This window comes from Vibrio tritonius, from assembly GCF_001547935.1.
GTDB lineage: Bacteria > Pseudomonadota > Gammaproteobacteria > Enterobacterales > Vibrionaceae > Vibrio > Vibrio tritonius.
Genome location: NZ_AP014636.1, coordinates 1120181 through 1143639 on the forward strand (window position 1 = coordinate 1120181; position 23459 = coordinate 1143639).

The following is a 23459-nucleotide window of genomic DNA, read 5'->3' on the forward strand; positions in this document are numbered from 1 at the left end:
AGGTTGTTAGCAAATAAATGGATGAATTCTCCCGCCATATTTCTTAGACTATTAATGAATTCTACTCAACCAACCGACTCTTGCGATGAATAGCTATACGAACAAACTTTCTAAAAACGATCTCTCCAATCTCAATGCTTTTTGTGCTGTAGAGCGGTTACGCAGTTTTACTCAAGCCGCAAATGAACTGGGGATCACCACTTCAGCATTAAGTCACGCAATTAAGAATTTAGAAGCGCGCTTGGGGGTAAAATTGCTCCACCGCACAAGCCGTACCGTGGCTCCCACCGACGCAGGGGCCAACCTGGCTCGCAGACTCGATGTAGGATTTAAAGAAATTGGTTTAGCCTTAGATGATGTTAATCGCTATCGAGATAAACCTTTTGGCAAGCTCAAAATCAGTGTGCTCACTGATAGCGCTCGGCTTATTTTGGGTAAATACCTCCCACATTTTCTGGCCAAATATCCAGACGTGCAGCTAGAAGTATCGGTAAACGATCAGATGGTTGATATCGTCGCGGAAGGATTTGATGCCGGTATTCGCTTTGGTGGTACTGTACCAGAAGATTTTGTCGCAACTCGGTTAAGTGATGCCTCCAAATGGGTGATCGTTGCAACCCCCAAGTATCTTTTTCAGCGCCCTAAAATTAATGCTCCAGAGGATTTTCTCCATCCTGACCACACCTGTATCCGCTTGCGTTGTGGCAAAGGCGATGTTTTCAAATGGGATTTTAATCAAGGTGAAGAATGGCGTTACATTGATGCACCAAGCCCTATTTGCGTGAATGAGACACGTCTTTCTCTCGAACTATCTCTTAAAGATGTCGGCATGACTTATTGCCTTGAGTCTATTGCGCAAGAATACTTAGAGCGAGGGGAATTAGTAGTGGTACTGCCCGACTGGGCTCCAGCATCTTCTCCCATGTATCTCTATTATCCAGGGCATAGGCAAGTACCACAGGGACTAAAAGAGTTGATCGCAACACTGAAAGAAGAGATAGCCCTTGAGCAGCAAAAAACAGCCTTAGTGAGAAAACGATAACCATGGCCGATATGGCACAGCATTGTGCCATATCGAAATACCAAGATTGAGCAATTAAATAACACCTACCTAGAAAACACGCACAATCAAAAGTAGCCAATACTAAAGCAGGTTTAAACCAAACACATCTCGCACATCATGCAAAACCTCTTGCGTGCGTTCGCGAGCAGCCGCACTGCCTTTATGCAATACATCAATAAGTTGGCCTTTATCTGCCAGAAATTCCGTGCGACGGGCGCGTATGGGAGCTAACATCTCCAATAAGCACTCTTCTAGCACTTTTTTGGTTTGACCATCGCCCAAACCACCCGCTTGATAGTGCTCTTTTAATCCTGCGACCAAAGCTTTATCGGGGTGAAATGCATCAAGGTAGGTAAAGACGATATTGCCTTCAATCTTACCAGGGTCTTCAATACGAAGGTGATGAGGATCGGTGTACATAGATTTGACCGCCGCTTTGATCTCTTTTTCCGTTGCCCCTAAGTTGATTGCATTCCCTAATGATTTTGACATCTTATTCTTACCATCTGTGCTAGGTAACCGTGAGGCGTTACTGAGCATGGCTTGGCATTCAACGAGAATCTCTTTACCAGCTAAACTATTCATTTTTCGCACAATCTCGTTAGTTTGTTCCAACATCGGCAATTGGTCATCCCCAACCGGCACTAAGGTTGCACGAAATGCGGTAATATCGGCTGCTTGCGAGATGGGATAGGTAAAAAAACCGGTCGGAATAGAACGGCCAAATCCCTTGCTTTGAATTTCGCTCTTCACAGTAGGATTGCGCTCTAAGCGTGACACCGTAACCACATTACTGTAATACATGGTCAGTTCAGCCAACGCGGGCAATTGTGATTGCAAACAGATAGTGGTGTAGTTCGGATCAATGCCTACTGCGAGATAATCGGCGACCACATTTAAGATATTGGCAGAGACTTTTTTAGGATCGTTGGCGTTATCCGTTAGCCCCTGCATATCAGCAACTAATACGGTTTGGTCATGAGTATGTTGTAACTCAACACGCTGCTTTAATGAACCAACATAGTGCCCCAGATGCAAGGGACCAGTGGCCCTATCGCCAGTAAGGATTCGAGTAAGGGGTTGTTTTGATTCGGTGTTTTGCATGGTTAATCTCCAAAAATGCAAGCCACCGGGAGATATTGAGGATAAACGCTCTTTGCTACCTTCCGGCGGCGTAAGAACGAGTTTCATCAGCGCCGCTCAGTTTAAGAGCGCCACCAGAAAAATAGGGATTGGGTGTTAGAAGTCGTCGTTTTCATACCAATCAAACTAACAAATAACCTATTGTTACACAACGACAAATTAGCACCTTCTTTATTCTAATTTGTTACTAAAGCCATGATTTAATAATGCTTAAGCATGAAGTTCTGTACTTTCGAATACTCTTACCTTGTTAAACGATGCTGAGAGAACGAATGTTCGGCTCGCTCTTCACTGTGTTTCAAAATTTCACGCTGTTCACTAACAGACGCCTCATGCCAATGTAATATCTCATCGTAAGTTCGGTGGCAGCCAAGACAAACATCGTGATCATCTAGGCAACAGTTGTGAACACATGGGTTAGGCAAGCTTTCCCGTACCGATTTTGTTTTCGTAAACACACTTCACTCCTACACAATCCATCGTGATGCAAAAAGTATGGTAGCCACTTCGAGGTATTTCAACCATGAATGTGTCAAATACCCATTTCATTTCAAAGTTGATGTTTCCATATTCGAAGCTTAGAGCTTAGCAGGACACACACCTTAAGTTCTTTGCCATATCATAGTGTATGCCCGGTTTATGTGTGGTTTTATTGACAATATTGTCTTACGTGATTTTATCCTTATTCATGCTATTGACGACCTCTACCTTTGCTTAAATTTTACCGAGAATTTCTGGTATCGAGGAATAAGGTATAGACACCCAGCACTTACATCGAGGTCGCATCCCTTTGTGTCAATTACCGCTTCGACAGCCTGATTAATCAAAGCTACTCGGTAATTATTCGATTCACCAGAAGAGACAAAGTGAATCTCGTTGCTGTTTCGGATGGCCTCCAAAGTAAATCTTGGCTTACCATGCCTATCCACTAACTGGCAATGCGCTTGAGCGCTCTGCTGAAGGGCATAGAGTTCAATTGTAACATTATGACAAAAATCATAATCCGTTTTATCATCGCAGGCGCCTTTTGCGAGTAGTGTATTTTGTCTCACAAATAACGGCAAACTCATAAAACCATATTCTTCTGTATGCCAACCCGCCTTGCGCGATGTTTTGTTTAACAGATGGGTCCACTCTCCTTTGGGTAAATAGTATTGAACCTTGCCATCAGTTGAAAAAACAGGAGCTACTAACAATGAGTCACCCAACATGTACTGTTGGTCGAGAAAACTACACGTTGGATCCTCTGGAAATTCCAACATCATCGCACGCATTAACGGATAACCGAATTGCGCTGTTTGTTTGGCTTGCGTATAGAGATAAGGCATAAGTTGACATTTAAGTTGAGTAAAGTAACGCACAACGTCACAGGCCTCTTCATCATATAACCATGGAACACGGTAGGATTTACTACCATGTAATCGACTATGGCTAGAAAGAAGCCCAAACGCACACCAGCGTTTGTAGACATCTGCGGGCGCAGTATCTTCAAATCCCCCGATATCATGACTCCAAAAGCCAAATCCCGATAAACCGATCGATAATCCACCACGTAGACTTTCCGCCATGGACTCATAATTGGCGTAACAGTCCCCACCCCAATGTACCGGGAATTGCTGTGCTCCTACTGCAGCAGATCGAGCAAACAATACTGCATCGTCATCACCACGCTTCTTTTGAATACATTGATAAACTATCTTGTTGTACAAAAAGGCATAATAATTGTGCATTTTGTCTGGGTCAGCCCCATCATGCCAAACTACATCGGTTGGAATTCTTTCACCAAAATCCGTCTTAAAGCAATCAACCCCCATATCCATTAAGCGCTCAAGGTGAGTACAATACCATTGTGCTGCCTCTGGATTAGTAAAATCCACGATTGCCAGACCCGGCTGCCACTTATCCCATTGCCAAACAGAACCGTTAGGCTTGGTTAACAAATACCCGTTGTCCATTCCAATACGAAACAGCGGAGACTTTTGTCCAATGTAAGGGTTAATCCAAACGCAAATCTTTAGCCCTTTGCCTTTTAGCCGCTGCAGCATTCCGTGAGGATCTGGAAAAGTGTTAGGGTCCCATTCAAAATCACACCATTGAAATGGTTTCATCCAGAAGCAATCAAAGTGGAAAACATGCAATGGAATATTACGTTGAGCCATTCCTTCAATAAAACCACTCACTGTTTGTTCATCGTAATCAGTTGTGAATGAGGTCGTTAACCACAAACCAAATGTCCATGCCGGAGGTAATGCGGGTTTGCCAGTAAGCGAAGTGTAACGTCTTAACACCTTTTTGGGAGTGGGACCATCAATAACAAAATATTCCAGTGATTCATTTTCAACGCTAAATTGTACTTTTGACACTTTTTCAGAAGCGACTTCAAATGAGACTTTTTCCGGATGATTTACATAGACACCATAGCCGCGATTGGTTAAATAAAATGGTATGTTTTTGTAAGCTTGTTCGGTACTGGTTCCACCATCTCTATTCCAAATATCGACCGTTTGGCCATTCTTAAGAAAAGAAGTAAACCGCTCACCTAAACCATAAACTAACTCACCTACCCCCAAATCTAGCCGCTCGTACATAAACCTTTTATCTTGATTGTTGTCTTCAATGTACCCAGATGATTTCGGACTACTACTGGTTAATTTTTTTGCCCCAGAATAAAACTCTAGATGCCAAAGATCGCGATAAATTTTTACCGTTAAGTCACCAGAACCAAAAACGCCGTATTCATCGTTTTCTTCAAAATGTGACGCTACACTTTCTTTATAAAGATGATAATTAGGGCCTACTGGTTTTAAACCCAGAAAGTGCTCATACCGCACACCTATTACACCTTCTCGCGGCGAACTAAACGTGACAGTAAAAAGCGGAGCATCCAACTGATTAGCTCGATAATTCATGTCTTTTGGAGACACGTACACAACGAGTTGATCATTATCATATATAAAGCTATGTATGTGCAGTGGATTGGTAATGTCTAACCCTTTTTGAATTAGCCAGTTTCCATCACTAATTTTCATCCTATTTCCCCTCTATCATTACATCATGATCAACTGGAGGTTGAGCAACAAAATCTGTCGGTTTATTTTTACTACCCATTTCCAGTTCGGACATAATCGTCATTAATTTTGCATCAGTAAGAACGTAATATTTAGACACAACGAAACCACTAACCAGATAGCAAATAGCGGGCAACAAAGTAAATAAAATAACAATGGAAGTTGCTGCTGTAGAATTTTGAACCGCAGCGCCGGATTGATAGCCTGTATACGCCAATAACCAGCCAATGACTGCTCCGGCTAATGCAAGTCCGAGTTTAAGCACAAATAACGTACCTGCAAAACTAACACCAGTTAAGCGTTTTCCATATTTCCATTCACCATAATCGACCGTGTCAGACATCATTACCCACTGAATTGGAGTAACCAATTGATGCAATATGCCAATGACCAAAATGAATATAAACATGATAGTCATTGCGCTCATTGGCACAAAAAACATAAGACTACTGACTACAGCTAGAAGAATATTGGTCCAGAAAAAAACGTACACTTTGCAATAATTTTTGGTGAGTGGTTTTGCCAAAGCACTGCCGAACATATTACCTACAGAATACGTGGCTAAAAAATAGGCGAAGATTTCAGGTCTTCCCAGAATATACGTTACGTAATACATCATTGAACCACCGCGAATCGCGACTGCCATGATGTTAAGAATGGTTAACACCCCCACAACACGCCACTGATCATTTCTTAAAATATCCACCAGGTCCTGGCGAGCCGTACCCGGTTCGGAATCAGCTTTGGTTTCAATCCGTTCATGAGTTGTAGCAAAACAAATGAAAAACAGTATTGTTGCAACAACAGAGAGCACAATAATCGCGCCCTGATACCCCCAAACCTGATCATCACCACCAATCCATTTAACAAGAGGCAACATTAACACCGTGCTGATCATCCCTCCTGCAGTTGAAATCACAAATCGGTATGATTGTAGTGAAATCCGTTGTTCTGGCTCAGCGGTAATCACTCCACCTAAAGCACAGTAGGGAATATTGACAATTGTATACATCAGAGTCATCAAAATATAAGTGGCTGAGGCATAGAACATTTTTGCCATCATCGATAAATCTGGCACGGTGTAAGTCAAGACACAACTAACCGCAAAAGGGACAGGAGCAAATAACAAATACGGCCTAAATTTACCCCAACGACTTTTAGTTCTATCTGAAACTAACCCCATAGCAGGATCTGATATGGCATCCAAAACTCTCGCTCCGAGGAACATCGTTCCAACAAATGCAGCATTGAGACCAAACACATCTGTATAAAAAAACATCATATACATCATAATATTATCAAAAATAATATGGCTGGCGGCATCACCTAACCCATATCCTATTTTTTCTGTTTTGCTTAGGACATTCATTTTCATTTTGAGAATTCCTTAATATGTAGGGTTCTGTTTTTCTATTTATATTGTTCTCTCCTTCAGTCACTTTTTATAACAAGCATCCGTACGATGTTCTTTTACCGTTTTTTGTATTAGCTTTATCGAATTTTGTTAACGAGCAGCCCATCACATTTAAGTCTCTTAAATTCATAGCTATATCGGACACAGAAATATTACTAATTAACTATTTCCATATATAAGGCATTAAGATTGCATAACACCATCCATGATGACCCTTATAGAATTGAAGCGTAATTGTGAACAGTTTCACCTTAAAATTTGGTAACCATCGGATTGCCCGAGATAAAAGGTAATAGAGAAACTTAGTGGGCAAATTTAACGAAAAACCTAGCAGGACACACACCTTAAAAAACTGCGATATATCGTTTTACCGGTAGAAGCAGATGCTAGTGATAACGATCAACATCACTAAATAGCAGATGATATGCCCATATCTAACCCTTAATGGCTAGACTTTAAGTACGCACATAACTCTCTCACAAGGAGATACGTAATGAGCTATCAACATATTTTAGTTGCCGTCGATTTATCAGAATCGTCCCAAACTTTATTAGAAAAGGCCGCTGTTCAAGCAACACAAAACCATGCCAAATTGTCGATTGTTTATGTGGACGTTGATCATATTATCAGTGATCCCAAAGCTGAGCGTGATTACCATCAGAAATTAGACAACCTCGCTTCTCACTGTGATTATCCTATCGAAAACACCTTAGTCGTCATTGGTGAGCTTCACATGAAAATTGCAGGTTTAGTAAAATCCGAAGCGGTTGACCTAGTTATTTGTGGGCATCACCATAGCTGGATCGATCGCATATTCAGCTCGGTACCTAAACTTGCCAACAACGTCGATGCTGATTTATTGGTGGTCTATCTACCGAAATAATTGGTCCCATTTTCGATATTCAGGCTCGTTTTAAACAGAAGCTAAAGGGAAAGAAGCTAAACAGGACACACACCCTAAACACTAATGGTGATTAGTGATGTGTGCTTTTTGTTTTTCTGAGTACATGAAATAATGGTTGGTGAATCCCTCCCACATTACTTATTTTGTGGCATACTGCGTTGCCTCATCAATTACCGAGAATGTCCATGACACAGTATCCATCGAATGACTATTCGCACTATCATGCCCATATCTACTTTGATGCCACAACGTTAACTCAAGCGACAGCTTTAATTGAACAAGCTGGCGAAAGCTTTCCGGTTAAGGTCGGTCGAGTGCATCAAAAACTCGTTGGGCCTCATCCCAATTGGAGCTGTCAACTCGCCTTTGAACACACCATTTATGACACGCTTATTCCTTGGCTTGAAGCCAACCGAGCACAACTCACTGTGTTGATTCACGGCTTAACCGACAATGAATATAAAGACCATACCGAGCATTTGTTCTGGCTCGGAGAGAGTAAACAGCTCGATTTATCGGTGTTTAATAGAAACCACTCATAATATGCCCACTGCTATTTAGACTGCTCGTCAGACGCATAGGCCCGAATCGTATTTTTCTTTTTAACAAAAACTTTGATCACCTTTCCTTTCTGAGTATGAACAACAATACTTCTAAAGAGTACATATCTGAACACAGAGTTAAGAAGAGGACTGCGTGAAACGGATCGGGGTTTACTGGTTTACCCATGACTTACGGGTTAATGATAACCAACTGCTGCATAAAGCCGCGCAAGAGCTTGATGAGCTAATTTGCCTATATTGCGTTCCTAAAATTACTCCATTTTTGCAACGTTTTTCTCAGCGACACAAACTAGGCTCTGCTCGGCAACAGTTTATAAATCAATCTGTTCATGATCTTTTGCAGAGTTTACGACGTTATGATCAAACGCTACTGGTAATGGATCGAGCTCCAGTGACGGTATTGCGCTACCTCATTGAACATCATCAAGTAACACATCTATACTGTGACCAATTTTCAGGTTACGACGAGCAGCAAGTTTGCAAACAAATAACTCGAGAGTTTCCCACTCTGGTATTATCCCAACTTGCGAACAATACCCTCTTTGAGCAAGGACAACTTCCCTTTGCTATTACTGAATTACCCAACACATTTACTCAATTTCGAAAGCTAGTCGAGACTCTACCAATTGTGCTGCCCTGCTCTCGTCCTTCTTTCTTACCACCGCCGGTGAATGTGCAGTTGCCTTCAGTTCATTTACCACTATTTGCACCGGATCAGACCTTATACCCAGGTGGTGAAGCCGCAGGGATTGTTCATTGTCAGCACTATTTTGCCACCACATCAGCATCGCACTATAAAGAAACGAGGAATGCGCTAGACGACGAATTAGCTTCGACGAAATTCTCGCCTTGGTTAGCACTGGGTTGTGTCTCCCCTAAAACCATTGTCGCTATGCTGCGTCATTATGAAGTACAACAAGGGCAAAATGAGTCCACCTATTGGATCGTTTTTGAACTTCTGTGGCGCGAATACTTCTATTGGTATGCCAGAAAATATCAGAGCGCATTATTTCAGTTTGCAGGAATTCACCATAAGCGCCCATTGACCAGCTTTTATGCCTCTCGTTTTTTGCAGTGGGTAAAGGGACACACACCTTATCCAATAGTCAATGCCTGCATGAAACAGCTCAATGAAACTGGCTATATGTCTAACCGCGGCAGGCAGTTAGTCGCTAGCTGTTTGATTCATGAATTGGGGCTAGATTGGCGCTACGGTGCAGCCTTTTTTGAAACACAATTACTCGATTACGATGTCGCATCAAACTGGGGCAATTGGCAGTATTTGGCTGGTGTCGGAGCTGATCCAAGAGGTTCTCGCCAATTTAATTTGGATAAACAAACCGAGCTGTATGACCCAGAAAGACGCTTCATCAAACGTTGGCATGGCGACGATAACGTAACCGATATTTACGATGTAGATATGGCAGACTGGCCAATTTTGCCAAAGGATAAGTAGCGATGACCATACCAAGCCACATTGTAGTGATTGGCGGCAGCGGCGGAATTGGCTACGCTATCGTCCAAAAATTGCTCTCCCTCTTTCCCAACGCCTTAGTGCACGCAACATATCATCGGCATGAACCTAGTTTTCAAGCGCCTAATCTTAAATGGACACAATTGGATATCACAAGCCCAACTGAAATTAGCCAATTTGGCCTTCAGTTTTCCCGCGTCGACTGGTTGATCAATTGCGTTGGAATGCTGCATACGCCAGAACATGGACCAGAGAAAAATATCGAATCAATTGATGGTCAATTTTTTCTGCGCAATATTGAGGTCAACACGCTACCTACCCTGCTGCTAACGCAAGCCTTCTTCCCCGCTTTCAAAGTTTCACCATCGGTTAAATTGGCCGTCATTTCCGCTCGGGTGGGAAGTATTGAAGATAATGGTTTGGGCGGGTGGTACAGTTACCGCGCATCAAAAGCCGCATTAAATATGGTGGTGAAAAACCTATCAATTGAAATGCGGCGCCGTTTAAAACAGGCCACAGTTCTCGCGCTTCATCCCGGAACCACGGACACCGAGTTATCCAAACCATTTCAAACCAATGTTCCAGAGGGAAAGCTTTTTAATGCAGACAATGTCGCCCTCGATTTACTCAATTTAATTGCGAACAGTACTCCCAACGATTCTGGTCAGTTTTGGGATTATCGCGGGGAAAATATTCCATGGTAAGCCAATGAGGAAGAGAGTCGACTCCACAGAAAAGCTTAGCAGGACACACACCTTAAAAGCAGTAACTATACGTCTCAAATCACACAATCAAAACAATGGTTTATTTTTTAAAGTTAGCCTTTCATAATTGTGAAACACCTAGAATGTTGACAAGCCATTTTGTTATAAAAAGAAACGAGTACAAGATGTAAAGCTCGTTGATTCAACACACTTAACCACGCTCATTAGATTGGGTTTATTCAGCGAGCACGCCGAAACTCGACCCATAAGGTGTGATAATGGTTAGAAAACATTCGTTACTCAGTGCCCTTTCGGCACTGCTGTTCATCTGTATGGCTTTTTTTGCCCAAGCAGAAAATTATCCTTATCGGAGTGACTATTTATGGGTAACGACACCCAGTCATGATAACTGGTTATATCAGCTCAATGAAAAGGCAACTGTTAAGGTGTCACTGTATCACTATGGCATGCAGCTCGAAACTGGCACTATTCACTACTCGATTGGACCCGATATGCTCGATGCTGATACGCAAGGAGAGATCACGCTCAATCAAGGTATCACCACCATTAATGTGGGAACCATGAACAAGCCCGGATTTCGCGATTTACGTTTAGAATACAAAGAAGGTACTCGAGTCGTTCGCCATCATATAAAGGTGGGCTTTGAGCCCGATAAACTGACTCCTTATACAACACAACCAACCGATTTTCTCAATTATTGGCAACAAGCAATTGACGAGTCGAAAGCCATTCCTTTAGATGTTGAAAAAACGTTTGTTCCACAATTTTCCAATAACATGATTGATTGCTACTTATTGAAGATACAGGTCTATAAAACCGACCAATATGTTTATGGGTATTTAACGGTGCCAAAAAAAGATGGGAAATATCCTTTAGTTTTCTCGCCACCCGGTGCAGGCATTAAACCGATGACGCCAGAAAAACACCTCTTCTATGCAGAAAATGGCATGATTCGCTTTGATATGGAAATTCACGGCATACGCCCAAACCTAGACAAAACCACTTATAAAGAAGTAAGCCGAGCCTTTGGTACAGGCAACAATAGTTACTTAGTCAATGGGTTAGATGACAAAGACAGCTACTACATGAAAAAAGTGTACGTTTCGTTATTTAGAGTCTTAGATTACCTAACCACAGAACCTAAATGGGACGGTAAAAACCTGATTGTTCAAGGAGCAAGCCAAGGTGGCGGCTTAGCTCTAGTGACCGCGGGATTAGATAAACGCGTCACCGCAGTGGCAGTTAATCACCCAGCCCTAGCCGATATGGCAGGTTATAAAGCGGGACGAGCTGGCGGGTATCCTCATCTTTTCACCCGTTTTACAGGCATGGATACTCCAGAGAAATTAGCAACTCTACCCTACTATGATGCGGTGAACTTTGCCCGGCTCATTACCGTTCCTGTGTTTATGACATGGGGCTACAACGATAACACTTGCCCACCCACCACCAGCTACATTGTGTACAACACCCTAACCAGTGACAAAGAGGCGTTAATTACCCCAATCACCGAACATTGGGTATCAACAGAAACAAGATGGAAGATACTCCACTGGATTGAAAGACAGTTACATTAATTATTTGAAACATATATAAAAATTAAAGGGAAGCGAATGCTTCCCTTAGTTGTCTCTAAGGCCTGAACTTAAAAATTAACGGTGTGTGTCCCGCTAAGAGGAGAGGACACAAGATGACTGATCAGGTCCGCATTAATCAATGAAAGGGCCATTACAAGGCAGCGAACTCACTATCGCAAGCCATACTCTAAGAGAACAATATGGGCTATGTCGAACCGAGCCACCTAGGGTAACGGTTTATGTGCAACGCTAGGAAACATCAAGCTTACAAGGCGATATCACCTATGCTTTCACGGGCAATAGCCAGGGAATCTTGCATTGATTATCTCAGTGCAATTAACGATAATACCCGCTGTCGATAATAGAAATATACGTAATTGAGGTGTCTTAAATGTCTTCTAAATTGACCCACTTAGTATGGAATTATCGCACAGATAAAGTCGAAGATAAGCTTATGCTACTCGCTTTAGCGGAGTTATCGGACAGAAAAGGCGCTTTCGAAACGTCTATCGCAGAATTAGCAGAGCTTACTTCCATGTCTTCAGGTATGGTGAAAACTGTACTCAGCCATTTTGCTAACTCACGAATTAAACTGGTAAAACTGCCACCTCGTGAGCCTCAACGTGATACAGAAACCTTTGCCGGTCTGCTTACCATTGATGGGCCACAAGCGCGTACCCTCCCCGTGGTGGAAATGGATCTGATGGAAATGGCACGTGAACAAAACGAACGCCTTAATCAGAACAAGAAAAACAACCATGGTAAGCTCAATCGTAGCCAACGTTCGCAAATTACTCCGCTCAATCGTAGCCGAGAAGAAAAACAATACAATGTGCTCGAAATCTACATGGAAAAAATACCTGATTGGGCAGAAGGCCTAATGTTTAAGAAAGGAGTGCATGGCCGTCAAGATATTTGGGATGCATTTGTTGTCGATGTGCATGGCACTGGGGAAAAAATCTTTTCCCAAACTCAGCTTATCAATCGCCTTCATCAGAAGATCGATTATTTTAAAGGCCAATCGTTCTCCAATTTGGAACAGAACGTGCCATCTCGACCGGCCAAACAATCCGCTCTCAGTGCTTTTGAAGAAAAGTACCAAGATTATTTATATGATGAGCACGACGACTAGTTTGTCTACTTCAGCCCACTTAAAACCATAATGATAAAGGATTGATTGTATGTCAGATAACTTTGATAAGCCGAAAGATATCGCCAGCCTCGGGGTCTCCTTTGAAGAGCGCCTCGCTCAGTTAGGTAAACTCTCAAAGCAGACACGTGGCTCGAATTCACCGACTCAAGGGCATTCGTCGTCAGCTCACCCGACGCAACGTAAAAACAGCGACCTTGATAGTTCACGCTCGATCAATCAACAGTCGAAACAAGCACTGGATGCTTACAAAGAGAAAGGTCAAAGTAAGCAGATTCTTAAAGTGTGGTTTATGCTGATGCAAGCCTTTGATTCAAAAATGAAAGTCTTTTTTGGTGATGAGCCAGACGTTCACTTTATGAAATTTGCAGCAAGCCTCACACCAGAGTCGTATAAACGCCTTGAAGCAAACCTGCTTGAACGTCTTGATGAAGACCGTGAATGGCCGCCATCATTGATTCGTTTGCGCCAACTCGCCAACTCACCAACCAAAGAGATGATGTACAAAGCACGTCAGCATCTGTTTCATCACCCAGTACCCATTGATCAATTGGATCGCGTCGAGCTATTTATTAAACGCTATAAAATGCGTGAAGTCAGAAGTTTCTCTGAGCGTTATTTTGAGGCGGAATTCAACCGTAAATATACCCAATGGTTTAGAGAAGTGATTCTCGAAGACATGGATAAAAAGCTGGAAGAAGAACGAGCACGAATCAGTACCTACATTGATGTTGAGAGCACCAATGAGCATGACAAAGAGATTGACCAAGTCATCGCTCAAGGGAAGGCGTTCGAAAACCCTCTCGGCGAACGAATCCAACAAATGCTGCGTGAAAAAAAATCTCAAGCGCCAGAGATAAGTGATGTGACTGAAGAAGAGCTCGCCCAGCAGCGCCGTCACAAAGCAGACTCAACTGGTGAAAAATAATGCGCGATTTTAATGTGTTAGAGCGTCAGGACCACTATTTTCGTTGCAGTGTCGACAATATCGCATCTCGTTACTGTCGGATTGTGATCGATGAAAATAGCCAAGACCTTCCACTAGGTAAAAGTACACTGCATGTTGAAGAGGTTACCAACCGTTACCAACATCATGGGAAAGATTGTGTATTTCGTTTAACGCTGCCCTTTGCCGAGCAAGATTCTATTGAAATTTGCACCCTTAATGCAGGGCCGAAAAATAGCTTCACTTACAAAGAGTGTTTACGCTTGGGGGGCAAATGGGAACCCGTCATAAACGAATGGGTATTTTCCGGGTCGGTCAAAGATCAAGTAACGAAGTTAGAGACGATTGTTCGCTCAAAACAAGTTACCGTGGAGGTACTGTTTAAAGAAACCATCACCGCCCCACAAAAAGCACTGACGCTGTTTGGTTTTGAACTGGTGAAAGGATTAAATATTAACTTCACCCCCATTATGCACAAAGGGGTCACGGTCAAGAAAGGCGACATCTCCTATGTAGCTGGACCCGATGCAAAAACCATTGCTCGCGCTGGCACCTTGGTGCACCTATGTCTGCCTGAGTTAATGCTCGAGTCAACACTCTATCGCGAAGAGTATTTCGCTGCGCTCGATTATCGGGTAATAAAAACCCGAGCTAAACGTCGCTAAACGCTACGTGACCATCCGCACATCGCCCCGAATAAAAAAGTAAGCCCGACGTTCAAATTGAACCTCGGGCCTTATAAATTTCAACGACGTTGAAAGACTAAATAACGGTTCCTAATTATGTTCCAGTTATACTCATTAGGCGAATGCGGATAAGCAGACCCTCTTTGGTTTTATGCGAGTCTGCGTTCAGCATTTGCCTAAATGACTTACATTTGGGGATTATGGCCAGAGGTTGGGATCAGTTTATCCCTGGCGCCTCTACATAAAATTGTTTACCACAGTTACCCGCAAATGAGTTTGCCGCCTTTGCTCCAGAGACCAATTGGGGAATATCTGCATCCATATTGAGTGATTTGGGTAACTGAACTCGAATTTCGCTGAGGTATTTCTTCACTCTTCCTGAGCAAGAGAGTTGGATTTTATTGACCACCTCATCGCCCATCACGCTAGCCAGTTCACTTTTCATTGATGCCGTTTTCACTTCTGTTGCGAGATTGTGGCGAATAAAATCACCTAATTCAGAATGGTCGAACTTTTCGACTAACTGCTTCATCTGCATAAAGTAGCTGTCATCGTCCAGAGCTTGGCAAGTGCCATGCTTTAACCATTCATGAGAGCCAAAATCAGTCGAATAATAAAAGTTTGGCATCCAAGGCGATATCGCTTTTATCGTTTCTTCACGTAAATTCAGTGGCGTAGTTGCACAACTATCGTAGTGAATACCGCACTCTGTTTTATTGGGCCATAAACCATGTATCGTTAGGTTAGAAACGCTTAAGGATCCGTCATTGAGATGATCACATTCAGCTTTGGTCCCCCGATAATTTACATGTTCACAGAAACCCGCTTGCCAACTCATCGACAGCACATACGAATCAAAGGTATTAGCGACATGACACTCCTTGCTCATACCTAGACTCTCTTTTTCGGCAGATCGTGTATTCATTGATAGGATCCCACATGAGCGATTAACCCACCGCTGCTTCGGCTCTTGGTTTGGAAACTCCAATAACAGCCAATGGCCTCCGGGTTTATTCTCACCGACTACCGAGTAAATATCAGCGACTTGGGTCATTACATTATCTGGGTTATCGCGATTTTTGATGCTTTTGTACGCCGGACAAATAAGTGATGCAGAAAAGGTTCCCTGGATTGGTGCTGCCCATGTGTAAGATGAGCACACTAGCCATCCCAAACTCATAATAATTCCTCGTTTCATGACCTTTCCTTTTCCCTACTAGAACAACGCTTAACGAACTGTGACTCCAATTGAGTTAGCCATCTATTAAAACAACATAAGTGATTGTTTTTACAAGTGAGGCTATTGTATCGGTTTTTTTCCCTATTGAGATGCGAACTGGGTAACAAGTTCTCACAATGAATACAATCTCTATTTGTTATACAAAATGCTCATATTAAAAGTGACAAGATCACAAAACCGACCTAACATTCTAATATAACAGCGATATTTTTAATCAATTTGGCGGATTCACACTGAAATATTGTGAGCACCCTTGAGGAAACAACGTGAGACCAGAGGTCACTCTTAAAACCGATTATGAAATACGGTTAATGCGCGAAAGCGGCGCACTGTTGGTCGAGGTGTTTGCTATGCTCGATGAACGAGTGAAACCCGGTATCACCACGCTTGAGCTAGATAAAATTACTGAGCAGTTTATTCGCCATGAACTCAAAGCGGCACCAGCTAGTCTCGGTGCCTATGGCTATCCATTTAGCATTAACGCCTCCCCTAATCATGTTGCTTGTCATGGGATGCCCACTGAGGAGGTGGCGATCCAACCAACTGATATTTTGAATATTGATATTACCCTAGAGAAAAACGGCTTTATCGTCGATTCCAACAAAACCTATATATTACCGGAAGCTAGCAGCGAAGCGCAGCGTTTGGTTATGGTCGCCAATCAAGCGATGTGGAAAGGCATCGAGCAAGTTGTTCCCGGTGCCCACTCCGGTGATATTGGCTTTGCCATTAGTGAGTTTGTTGAGAGTCAAGGCTATAGTGTGGTTCGCGAATTTTGTGGACACGGTATTGGCAGAGTGATGCATGAAGCACCGCAAATCCTCCATTTTGGCCTACCAAAGACGGGGTTTATTATTGAACCAGGTATGACCTTTACCGTTGAACCCGTTATTAATCAAGGCAGTAATCGTGTGGTCACCTTAAAAGATGGTTGGACTGTTGTGACATGCGATAACCAGCTTTCTGCCCAGTTTGAACATACCCTTGCTGTTACCAAAGAGGGCGTGGAAATTCTCACCTTACGCCAAGATGAAACACCCTTCCCTTGGCGAAAATAGCGAGAGTCGGTTATCGCGGCATCGGCATTAACTTTTACGATTTAACTTTGCCGACACTTAACTTTGCCGACGATAGCGGCTAGGACTGACACCAAACCAACGGCGAAATGCCCGTGAAAAAGCGCTGGTTTCTGAATACCCTAGCATCATCCCCAAGTCGGTGATTGCCAGTTGGTCCTGCTGTAGATACTGCTTCGCCATAGTGCATCGAACCTGCTCAACTAACTGGCGAAATGACTGTTCTTCTTGGCGCAACTGGCGTTGCAATGTCATACGAGAGACTCCCATTTGCATTGCAATGTGCTCCAATTGCGGCTCACCTTGCATTAGCTGATGCTGGATATGAGCACTAACTTGCTCTGTCACACTCTGGCAACTCGTGGTGGTATTTAATTGTGATAGAGCAGAGAACATCAAAGGCAATAACAGCGGATCATGCGAAGGCATCGGCCGCTGAAGAACATTTTTTGCTATTACCAATGAGTTAAAAGGTTGATTGAAATAGACTGGGGCATCAAATACTTTACAGTGTTCATGCCAGTCTGCTGGTGCTGGGTGCTCGAAATGCACTTCTTTGGGTGCCCAATGCATGCCCGCAGCCTGACGCACTAAGTTAACAATCATTCCCATGGTCAGCTCTGCATCCTGACGACGAGCCATAATCGCGCCATGGCGAATCTGATAGTCAAAACGCCACGCCTCTTTAAGTTCCACCCATTGGGTCAAAGTGTCATGCTGATGCCAGTGAAAACAGCGAACCACGTTTTGAATGGCTTCACCTACTGTGGGCGAGCACAGTCCAATGTAACCAAGCAACCCCAACTGTTGAGGCATAAACTGCTTTCCATAATAGAGTCCAAAATGATCGCATCCCGTCGCTTGAGCGGCCTGTTCAAGCACTTCACAATAGCTAACCAAAGTAAGGCTTGAGGTCGGTTGCATTAACCATTCAGGATCAATCTGACTGCGCTCTAAAATGGTATCGGTGTTCCCGCCCATTTGGCGAATAAACCCATCTAATCCTGTCGCGGCAGCCGCTAACACCCCACGATTTACGGTACCTGCCGTGTTGGGCAATACCATGTGCGTTGGATTTATGTTGCCATTCGACATGCTCTGTTCCTCACTAACCGTGTGCTACTTAATAGGATCCAGATTGCAAAATTCACACCAGAAACATTTTTCATCAACAACAAATATCGTATTGATATTTATGATTATTTTTACAGAAGTTACAAAATACAACACATAAATACCAAGCTCCTGCTGCACAATAGGGCACCCGCACTGCCGAAGTGCGTGTGCCTCTATCGCTTCTAAGCTATACGGCCAATGGCAATTCTGAACATTCTTGTTCAAGAAACTCTCTGCATAAACGTACGGTTTCTTTCACCCAATTCTCTCCTAAACTTTGCGCCATTTCTGTCTCACTGTGTGAACCTATCCATGCCAATAATTGAATTCGACGTTGGATGATCATGACTGGTAGAATGGCGATATCGTGCGCGGTTAAAGCACGTACGGATTGATACCCTATCAACCAATTGTTGAGCCATTCATCTCGTAGAGGGTGATGCTCATAAAAGCTGATTGCGGCGGCAGCATCATGCATAAACCAGCCGATACCACAGTCGTCAAAGTCGATGACCCGAGTACCCTCTTGGTGCATCAGTAAGTTAGTTAAACGCAAGTCAGCATGAATTAAACCATATCGGTCTGGCGCTTTACCGTAGTAAGTCAATTGGCGCTGCACGATGTTCAGGACTCGTTCTATCAGTTCTCTATCTTGGTCGTTAAGTCCTGCCACTGCAGACCAAGCCCCCCAGTAACCACGTTTTCCCACCATGTTATCGTGACTCCAAACGAGCCGTTTAAAATCATTCGGTTTGTGCCACTGAATACTTTGCATGTGCAGTCGAGCCATGATGGTCCCTAACGCTTGATACGCTTTGGGGTCAACATCAGTGGTGGGAGTGGTTCCATCGATCCAATCAAATAACACGGCATGGCGTTGTTCGTGTTCTGAGACAAGAAGTGTTTGAACCCTACTTCCATCTCGACTCGCGATAGGCGTGGGGGAAACAATGCCTTGTTCTGTCAGCGCAGAGAGCCACGCCAATTCACTTTCAATACTGATTTTATCGTGATAGTTCGGGCGGTGAATTCGCAAAGCGTATTGCTTGTCTGCTGTCACAATCTTAAACGTGGCATTTTCTGAACGACACAAGAGATAAAGCTCTCCTTGATAGTCTGCAGCATAATTTTGCATCGCGCGCTTAGCGAGTTCGGTGATTTCAACATCACTAAGTGTGTCGTATTGCTCTACTGTAATATCACACTGAGCTTGCGAGCCAGCGTCACCTCGTAACACTTGAGTTTGTTGGTTAGACAGTTCCATCGTCATTGTTACCTCCTGATTTTGGGGTTGGGTCAGGATTAGCATCTAATGAAACGCTGCATGGTGCTTGACCGCAAGGTAAAAACCAAACACTTTGAATGATCTTTGGGGTCAACTAAGGCCTCAAATTGACCTGAGAACGCTTAATCGACGCTCTCAGGTCAAGTTTTTTGCCGATGAGACGTCCATGATGAACCCATACAGCATGATGCTAACTATTGATTAGACCGGAGGATTTATGGTCGTACGCTCAACTATTATGGACACCAATAGCTTTCGCGCCGAACACGCCCAAGCTCTCGATTCACACACTCGCTCATTAACGGATAAACGCGCTAAATTACTTGGCGAATCCTACCGCCTCTTTTATCGTCGTCCCGTGCATTTGGTCAAAGGCCAAGGCCAATATTTGTGGGATGCCAACGGCGACAAATATCTCGATGTGTATAACAATGTCGCAAGTATTGGTCACTGCCACCCTGCAGTTATTGAAGCAGTTAACCACCAAATGCAACAACTCAATACCCACACTCGCTATCTGCATGAACGTATTTTGGATTACAGCGAAGAGATCCTGCGTACTATGCCATCGGCAGTCAATAAAGCGATGTACATGTGTACAGGATCTGAAGCCAACGATTTAGCCATTCGAATTGCGCAAGCCTATTCTGGCGGCACCGGAATTATCGTTACCCAAGAAGCCTATCACGGCACAAGTCAGCTCACCTCTGGCGCTTCACCTGCTTTGGGCTCTGGTCAACCGCTCGCTCCGACCACCCGGTTAGTGGCACCGCCGGATCATTATCGTTTAGCAGGCCAAGATGTCGGCTTATGGTTTGCCCAGCAGATCCAAGCACAGATTGATGATATGAAAGCCAACGGCATTCAGTTCGCGGGCTTTTTGGCCGACTCTATCTTCTCTTCCGATGGCGTATTGCCGGGTGAAGCAGGATTCTTACGAGCAGCGATTGATGTTGTCCATAAAAATGGCGGTATCTTCATTGCCGATGAAGTTCAACCTGGCTTTGCTCGTACCGGCGAAGCGTTTTGGGGCTTTGCTCGTCATGGTATTGTTCCAGATGTTGTGACTACAGGTAAACCTATGGGTAATGGCATTCCTATTTCTGGGCTGTTTGCTCAAGACCATGTATTAGCAGCTTTCAGCGATCAGATTCCGTATTTCAATACCTTTGGCGGTAACCCTGTAGCGATGGCTGCAGCGCAAGCCGTGCTCAATGTGATTCGTGAAGAGGATCTGCAACGACATAGTCTTGATATCGGTTTACAATTGAAAAAAGAGCTACAAACCCTGCAAGAGAAATACGAATGTGTTGGTGATGTTCGCGGTGCAGGTCTCTTTATCGGCTTTGAACTGGTGACAGATAAAGAGAGTAAAAATCCCAACAAAGCATTAGCTCTGGATTTGATTGAGCGTCTGCGTGATAAAAAAGTGCTAACCTCAGTGGCAGGTCCACACGGTAACGTATTGAAACTGCGTCCACCATTGGCATTCCAAGCCCAAGATATTGACTGGTTAGTAGGCGCATTGGATGAATCTCTGCACGAACTTACGCTATAAATCAGATATAAAAATGGCCACAACAAAGTGGCCATTTTTTCGAAAAAATACTATCCCAGTTGTTTTCAACCCGGCTTATTTCGCCGTTTGATCAAACGTAACACGTTTTGATTTTGATAACGCTTCGCTCATAAAGCTGGTTGGGTGATCTTTATCGCCTTCAATAAAGAACACTTCAAGGTTCTTACGTAATGCAACCGCTTTACCCACTTTAGGCCCCAAACACAGCATCGCTGTTGCCCAGGCATCGCTAATTTCCGGATCGTCACCAAACACAGAAGCAGACACCAATTCGTGCGTTACGGGCGCACCGGTACGAGGGTCAAGGATGTGGGAGTACTTTTTACCTTGAGCATCAAATGAGTGATGGTAAGTACCTGATGTATCGAGAGTCACGCCCTTTTCATTATTGATAGTCACAATACGATAAGCTTCAACGCCTTCATCGGCTGGAATAGGTCGCTCAATTGCAACACGCCATTTTTGACCTTTTGGTTTATGACCACGAATTTTCATATCACCACCAAATTCCACTAAATAGTTGGTGATACCGTCAGATTCAAGAATACTGCTCAATTTACCTATGGTGTAGCCCTCGCCCATTGACGAGAAATCTAACTGCACATGCGGCATGGTTTTACGAATGCGCATAGTGCGGGTATCAATTTGAATCTTATCTAAACCCAGCTCTTTTTTTACTGCCGCGATCTTTTCTGCCGATGGCACTTCTAACGTTCCTTTTTGGAACCCCCACAGTTTAAATAACGGAGTAACGGTAGGATCGTAGCACCCTTGTGTATCACGGTTCACCATACGCGCAACTTGAATCAAATGGATAAAATCCTCTGAGGCAGATTGCCAATCCGTACTGGTGCTTTTATTAAATTCCGAAATGTACGAGTCGTCACGGTAAGTCGACAGCTCTTTGTCGATTTGGTTAAGTTTCTCTTTAAATTGCGCTTGGACGGTTTCGGTATCAACAGCTTTATCAGACCACCAGCTAATGTGGTAAGTTGTGCCCTGAGCATATCCTTCTACTTTCTGAATTTCTGGTGGTTGATTACAGCCCAGAAGAGTGCCACTCGCGATAGCTGCGACGAAAAGATTGCGGCGAAGTTTTGAGGTTACACCTTGTTTATTCATGGAGATAAAAGAACCCTGTTTTCGAATAACTTGTTCGAAAGGAAGTGTAGCACGTTGCCTATGTTAGACAGTATAACTAACCGTCAACGTAAGAAATCACCTATCGAAACGAATAAAAATTTTGCAGCAGAGTCTAACTGGAGATGAGGTAGATTGCGACCCCTAAATCACTCTAAACAGGGCTATTCGTGAATTTTTTTTATCAGAAATGCTATATAGAGCAATGAGATACAAGCTAATGAGCCTAGAGTCAATAGCAAAACACCCCCACCCTAAAGATCATTCAAGCCAGCAATAACGATTTTATCCTTGTGGCACAATGTATCTTGCCACAGAGTTATCGACTAAATCGCACGCCAAGCGTCTTTAATTGTGTTGAAGAAGATCTTGGTAACGCAAACTTGTCCTTCATTAAACGTATGTTTTTGTACTAATTCACTGGCTTCATTGACAGAAATGCTATGATTGGCAAAACCCAACTCAGGCGTGAGCACAAAGCACCGCCCATCAGCATCAATTAAACGGTCTTGTTCGGTATATCGCCACCCCAATAGAGGGACTAAGGTATCTTCATCAGCAACAGCAATCAGTTCATCGTCTCCAGATAGATGAATGACTGCCGGCCAGATAATCTTGTTAATGGTTTTCATGGGTTATAATTCACAACGGAAAAAATCAAAGGGTTCAGTATGCTTGGGATTGGCCTTCCAATATTGCCAACCGTGTTTTTGATAGTGGCGTATTGCACGAAGGTTCCTTTGAGCAACCGATAAGATAGCATAGCGACAGCCACAACTCTTTAACTGAGTTTTTAGAAATGCCTCCATCTCTGCAGCCACTTGGGTACTGCGATGCTCGGGGGCAATATACATAAGGTGGACATACCCAGTCTCTGGATAATCACTAAAGTCACGAAAATCGAGTTGGCCAACTAATGTGCAGCCTGATTCATCGCCTTCATCACTCCATACATGCCAGAAATGCCAGCGCTTATCCTGTTGTCGAGCAAGAATACGCTCGGGGTAGTTATGAAGGCTTTCTTCTACGCCTTGATAATGGCCGAAGCTGCAGAAATAAGAATCGCGGCGAAATTGAGTGCAATAGTGACTATCTTGGTCAACGTCGATGGGTTTGAAATAAAGTGCCATACATGGTCCTTTTCTGCTCTATCTGATTGGTATACCCACGAAATGTTAAGATGCTGTTTCAGCGAGAATGTACTCGCTCATAGGCAAGGCACCGCTTTGAATACACAGTTATTCTGTGTAACAAATCAGTCATTCTACGTAGAAAATTGGTAACGCAACAAAATAGCGAAAGCGATTATC

Annotated in this window: 21 protein-coding genes; 11 read left to right on the forward strand and 10 right to left on the reverse strand. The window is 43.5% G+C overall.

What is annotated here, in order from left to right:
• The first annotated feature begins 85 nt into the window (after positions 1–85).
• Positions 86–1042, forward strand: a complete 957-nt coding sequence (locus JCM16456_RS20325; protein ID WP_068717918.1) for a LysR family transcriptional regulator — start codon at positions 86–88, stop codon at positions 1040–1042.
• A gap of 102 nt (positions 1043–1144) precedes the next feature.
• Here JCM16456_RS20325 and trpS read toward each other — a convergent pair whose 3' ends face one another.
• The 4 genes from trpS to JCM16456_RS20340 form a co-directional block, all read right to left on the reverse strand.
• Entirely contained in the window at positions 1145–2167 is a 1023-nt protein-coding gene (gene trpS, locus JCM16456_RS20330) for a tryptophan--tRNA ligase (protein ID WP_068717921.1), read from the reverse strand.
• Positions 2168–2448: 281 nt separating this feature from the next.
• On the reverse strand, positions 2449–2664 hold the full coding sequence (locus JCM16456_RS23455) for a DUF1289 domain-containing protein (RefSeq protein ID WP_082712397.1): 216 nt from the start codon (positions 2662–2664) through the stop codon (positions 2449–2451).
• Positions 2665–2910: 246 nt separating this feature from the next.
• Complete coding sequence (gene yicI, locus JCM16456_RS20335; RefSeq protein WP_068717925.1) at positions 2911–5235, reverse strand: alpha-xylosidase; 2325 nt, start codon at positions 5233–5235, stop codon at positions 2911–2913.
• Between the two features lies 1 nt (position 5236).
• On the reverse strand, positions 5237–6649 hold the full coding sequence (locus JCM16456_RS20340; RefSeq protein ID WP_068717926.1) for a glycoside-pentoside-hexuronide (GPH):cation symporter: 1413 nt from the start codon (positions 6647–6649) through the stop codon (positions 5237–5239).
• Between the two features lie 532 nt (positions 6650–7181).
• Here JCM16456_RS20340 and JCM16456_RS20345 point away from each other — a divergent pair.
• The 8 genes from JCM16456_RS20345 to JCM16456_RS20380 all read left to right on the forward strand — a co-directional run bounded on the left by JCM16456_RS20345 (position 7182) and on the right by JCM16456_RS20380 (position 14692).
• Entirely contained in the window at positions 7182–7571 is a 390-nt protein-coding gene (locus JCM16456_RS20345) for a universal stress protein (protein WP_068717930.1), read from the forward strand.
• A 206-nt stretch (positions 7572–7777) separates the two neighbouring features.
• Positions 7778–8134: a DOPA 4,5-dioxygenase family protein gene (locus tag JCM16456_RS20350; RefSeq protein ID WP_068717932.1), complete on the forward strand. Its 357-nt coding sequence runs from the start codon at positions 7778–7780 to the stop codon at positions 8132–8134.
• Between the two features lie 154 nt (positions 8135–8288).
• The gene (locus JCM16456_RS20355; RefSeq protein WP_068717934.1) at positions 8289–9611 is read left to right on the forward strand and encodes a DASH family cryptochrome; all 1323 of its coding nucleotides are present in this window, start codon (positions 8289–8291) and stop codon (positions 9609–9611) included.
• Positions 9612–9613: 2 nt separating this feature from the next.
• Entirely contained in the window at positions 9614–10333 is a 720-nt protein-coding gene (locus JCM16456_RS20360) for an SDR family oxidoreductase (protein WP_068717936.1), read from the forward strand.
• A gap of 278 nt (positions 10334–10611) precedes the next feature.
• Positions 10612–11931: an acetylxylan esterase gene (locus JCM16456_RS20365; RefSeq protein ID WP_068717942.1), complete on the forward strand. Its 1320-nt coding sequence runs from the start codon at positions 10612–10614 to the stop codon at positions 11929–11931.
• Between the two features lie 391 nt (positions 11932–12322).
• Positions 12323–13063: a hypothetical protein gene (locus tag JCM16456_RS20370; RefSeq protein ID WP_068717946.1), complete on the forward strand. Its 741-nt coding sequence runs from the start codon at positions 12323–12325 to the stop codon at positions 13061–13063.
• Positions 13064–13112: 49 nt separating this feature from the next.
• Complete coding sequence (locus tag JCM16456_RS20375; protein ID WP_068717947.1) at positions 13113–14009, forward strand: hypothetical protein; 897 nt, start codon at positions 13113–13115, stop codon at positions 14007–14009.
• Entirely contained in the window at positions 14009–14692 is a 684-nt protein-coding gene (locus JCM16456_RS20380) for a hypothetical protein (RefSeq protein WP_068717948.1), read from the forward strand. Before JCM16456_RS20375 ends, JCM16456_RS20380 begins: the two co-directional genes overlap by 1 nt.
• 238 nt (positions 14693–14930) lie before the next feature.
• Here JCM16456_RS20380 and JCM16456_RS20385 read toward each other — a convergent pair whose 3' ends face one another.
• Positions 14931–15911, reverse strand: coding sequence for a ribonuclease T2 family protein (locus tag JCM16456_RS20385; RefSeq protein WP_068717949.1), 981 nt, complete (start codon positions 15909–15911; stop codon positions 14931–14933).
• Positions 15912–16219: 308 nt separating this feature from the next.
• Here JCM16456_RS20385 and map point away from each other — a divergent pair, with 308 nt between their 5' ends.
• Positions 16220–17011 (forward strand): type I methionyl aminopeptidase, encoded by a 792-nt coding sequence (map, locus tag JCM16456_RS20390; protein WP_156430609.1) that lies wholly within the window; start codon positions 16220–16222, stop codon positions 17009–17011.
• Between the two features lie 57 nt (positions 17012–17068).
• Here map and qhpR read toward each other — a convergent pair whose 3' ends face one another.
• A complete protein-coding gene (gene qhpR, locus JCM16456_RS20395) occupies positions 17069–18124 on the reverse strand; it encodes an AraC-like transcriptional regulator QhpR (RefSeq protein WP_156430610.1) in 1056 nt (351 codons plus the stop codon).
• 208 nt (positions 18125–18332) lie between these two features.
• Positions 18333–19415 carry a phosphotransferase enzyme family protein gene (locus tag JCM16456_RS20400; protein WP_197655224.1) on the reverse strand — a complete coding sequence of 361 codons (1083 nt, stop codon included), beginning with the start codon at positions 19413–19415 and terminating at the stop codon, positions 18333–18335.
• Positions 19416–19647: 232 nt separating this feature from the next.
• Here JCM16456_RS20400 and JCM16456_RS20405 point away from each other — a divergent pair, with 232 nt between their 5' ends.
• A complete protein-coding gene (locus JCM16456_RS20405) occupies positions 19648–20988 on the forward strand; it encodes an aspartate aminotransferase family protein (RefSeq protein ID WP_068717956.1) in 1341 nt (446 codons plus the stop codon).
• 75 nt (positions 20989–21063) lie between these two features.
• Here JCM16456_RS20405 and JCM16456_RS20410 read toward each other — a convergent pair whose 3' ends face one another.
• From JCM16456_RS20410 to JCM16456_RS20420, 3 genes are all read right to left on the reverse strand, one after another.
• Positions 21064–22131: an FAD:protein FMN transferase gene (locus JCM16456_RS20410; RefSeq protein ID WP_068717958.1), complete on the reverse strand. Its 1068-nt coding sequence runs from the start codon at positions 22129–22131 to the stop codon at positions 21064–21066.
• A gap of 344 nt (positions 22132–22475) precedes the next feature.
• On the reverse strand, positions 22476–22781 hold the full coding sequence (locus JCM16456_RS20415) for a DUF4144 family protein (protein WP_068717960.1): 306 nt from the start codon (positions 22779–22781) through the stop codon (positions 22476–22478).
• A gap of 3 nt (positions 22782–22784) precedes the next feature.
• Positions 22785–23279 (reverse strand): GNAT family N-acetyltransferase, encoded by a 495-nt coding sequence (locus JCM16456_RS20420; protein WP_068717962.1) that lies wholly within the window; start codon positions 23277–23279, stop codon positions 22785–22787.
• Between the last annotated feature and the right edge of the window lie 180 nt (positions 23280–23459).

Bases quoted from the DNA above. Each gene is read 5' to 3' on its own strand.
- JCM16456_RS20325 (WP_068717918.1), top strand. From the start codon at position 86: ATGAATAGCTATACGAACAAACTTTCTAAAAACGATCTCTCCAATCTC.
- trpS (WP_068717921.1), bottom strand. From the start codon at position 2,167: ATGCAAAACACCGAATCAAAACAACCCCTTACTCGAATCCTTACTGGC.
- yicI (WP_068717925.1), bottom strand. From the start codon at position 5,235: ATGAAAATTAGTGATGGAAACTGGCTAATTCAAAAAGGGTTAGACATT.
- JCM16456_RS20340 (WP_068717926.1), bottom strand. From the start codon at position 6,649: ATGAAAATGAATGTCCTAAGCAAAACAGAAAAAATAGGATATGGGTTA.
- JCM16456_RS20345 (WP_068717930.1), top strand. From the start codon at position 7,182: ATGAGCTATCAACATATTTTAGTTGCCGTCGATTTATCAGAATCGTCC.
- JCM16456_RS20350 (WP_068717932.1), top strand. From the start codon at position 7,778: ATGACACAGTATCCATCGAATGACTATTCGCACTATCATGCCCATATC.
- JCM16456_RS20360 (WP_068717936.1), top strand. From the start codon at position 9,614: ATGACCATACCAAGCCACATTGTAGTGATTGGCGGCAGCGGCGGAATT.
- JCM16456_RS20365 (WP_068717942.1), top strand. From the start codon at position 10,612: ATGGTTAGAAAACATTCGTTACTCAGTGCCCTTTCGGCACTGCTGTTC.
- JCM16456_RS20370 (WP_068717946.1), top strand. From the start codon at position 12,323: ATGTCTTCTAAATTGACCCACTTAGTATGGAATTATCGCACAGATAAA.
- JCM16456_RS20375 (WP_068717947.1), top strand. From the start codon at position 13,113: ATGTCAGATAACTTTGATAAGCCGAAAGATATCGCCAGCCTCGGGGTC.
- JCM16456_RS20380 (WP_068717948.1), top strand. From the start codon at position 14,009: ATGCGCGATTTTAATGTGTTAGAGCGTCAGGACCACTATTTTCGTTGC.
- JCM16456_RS20385 (WP_068717949.1), bottom strand. From the start codon at position 15,911: ATGAAACGAGGAATTATTATGAGTTTGGGATGGCTAGTGTGCTCATCT.
- qhpR (WP_156430610.1), bottom strand. From the start codon at position 18,124: ATGTCGAATGGCAACATAAATCCAACGCACATGGTATTGCCCAACACG.
- JCM16456_RS20400 (WP_197655224.1), bottom strand. From the start codon at position 19,415: ATGACGATGGAACTGTCTAACCAACAAACTCAAGTGTTACGAGGTGAC.
- JCM16456_RS20405 (WP_068717956.1), top strand. From the start codon at position 19,648: ATGGTCGTACGCTCAACTATTATGGACACCAATAGCTTTCGCGCCGAA.
- JCM16456_RS20410 (WP_068717958.1), bottom strand. From the start codon at position 22,131: ATGAATAAACAAGGTGTAACCTCAAAACTTCGCCGCAATCTTTTCGTC.
- JCM16456_RS20415 (WP_068717960.1), bottom strand. From the start codon at position 22,781: ATGAAAACCATTAACAAGATTATCTGGCCGGCAGTCATTCATCTATCT.
- JCM16456_RS20420 (WP_068717962.1), bottom strand. From the start codon at position 23,279: ATGGCACTTTATTTCAAACCCATCGACGTTGACCAAGATAGTCACTAT.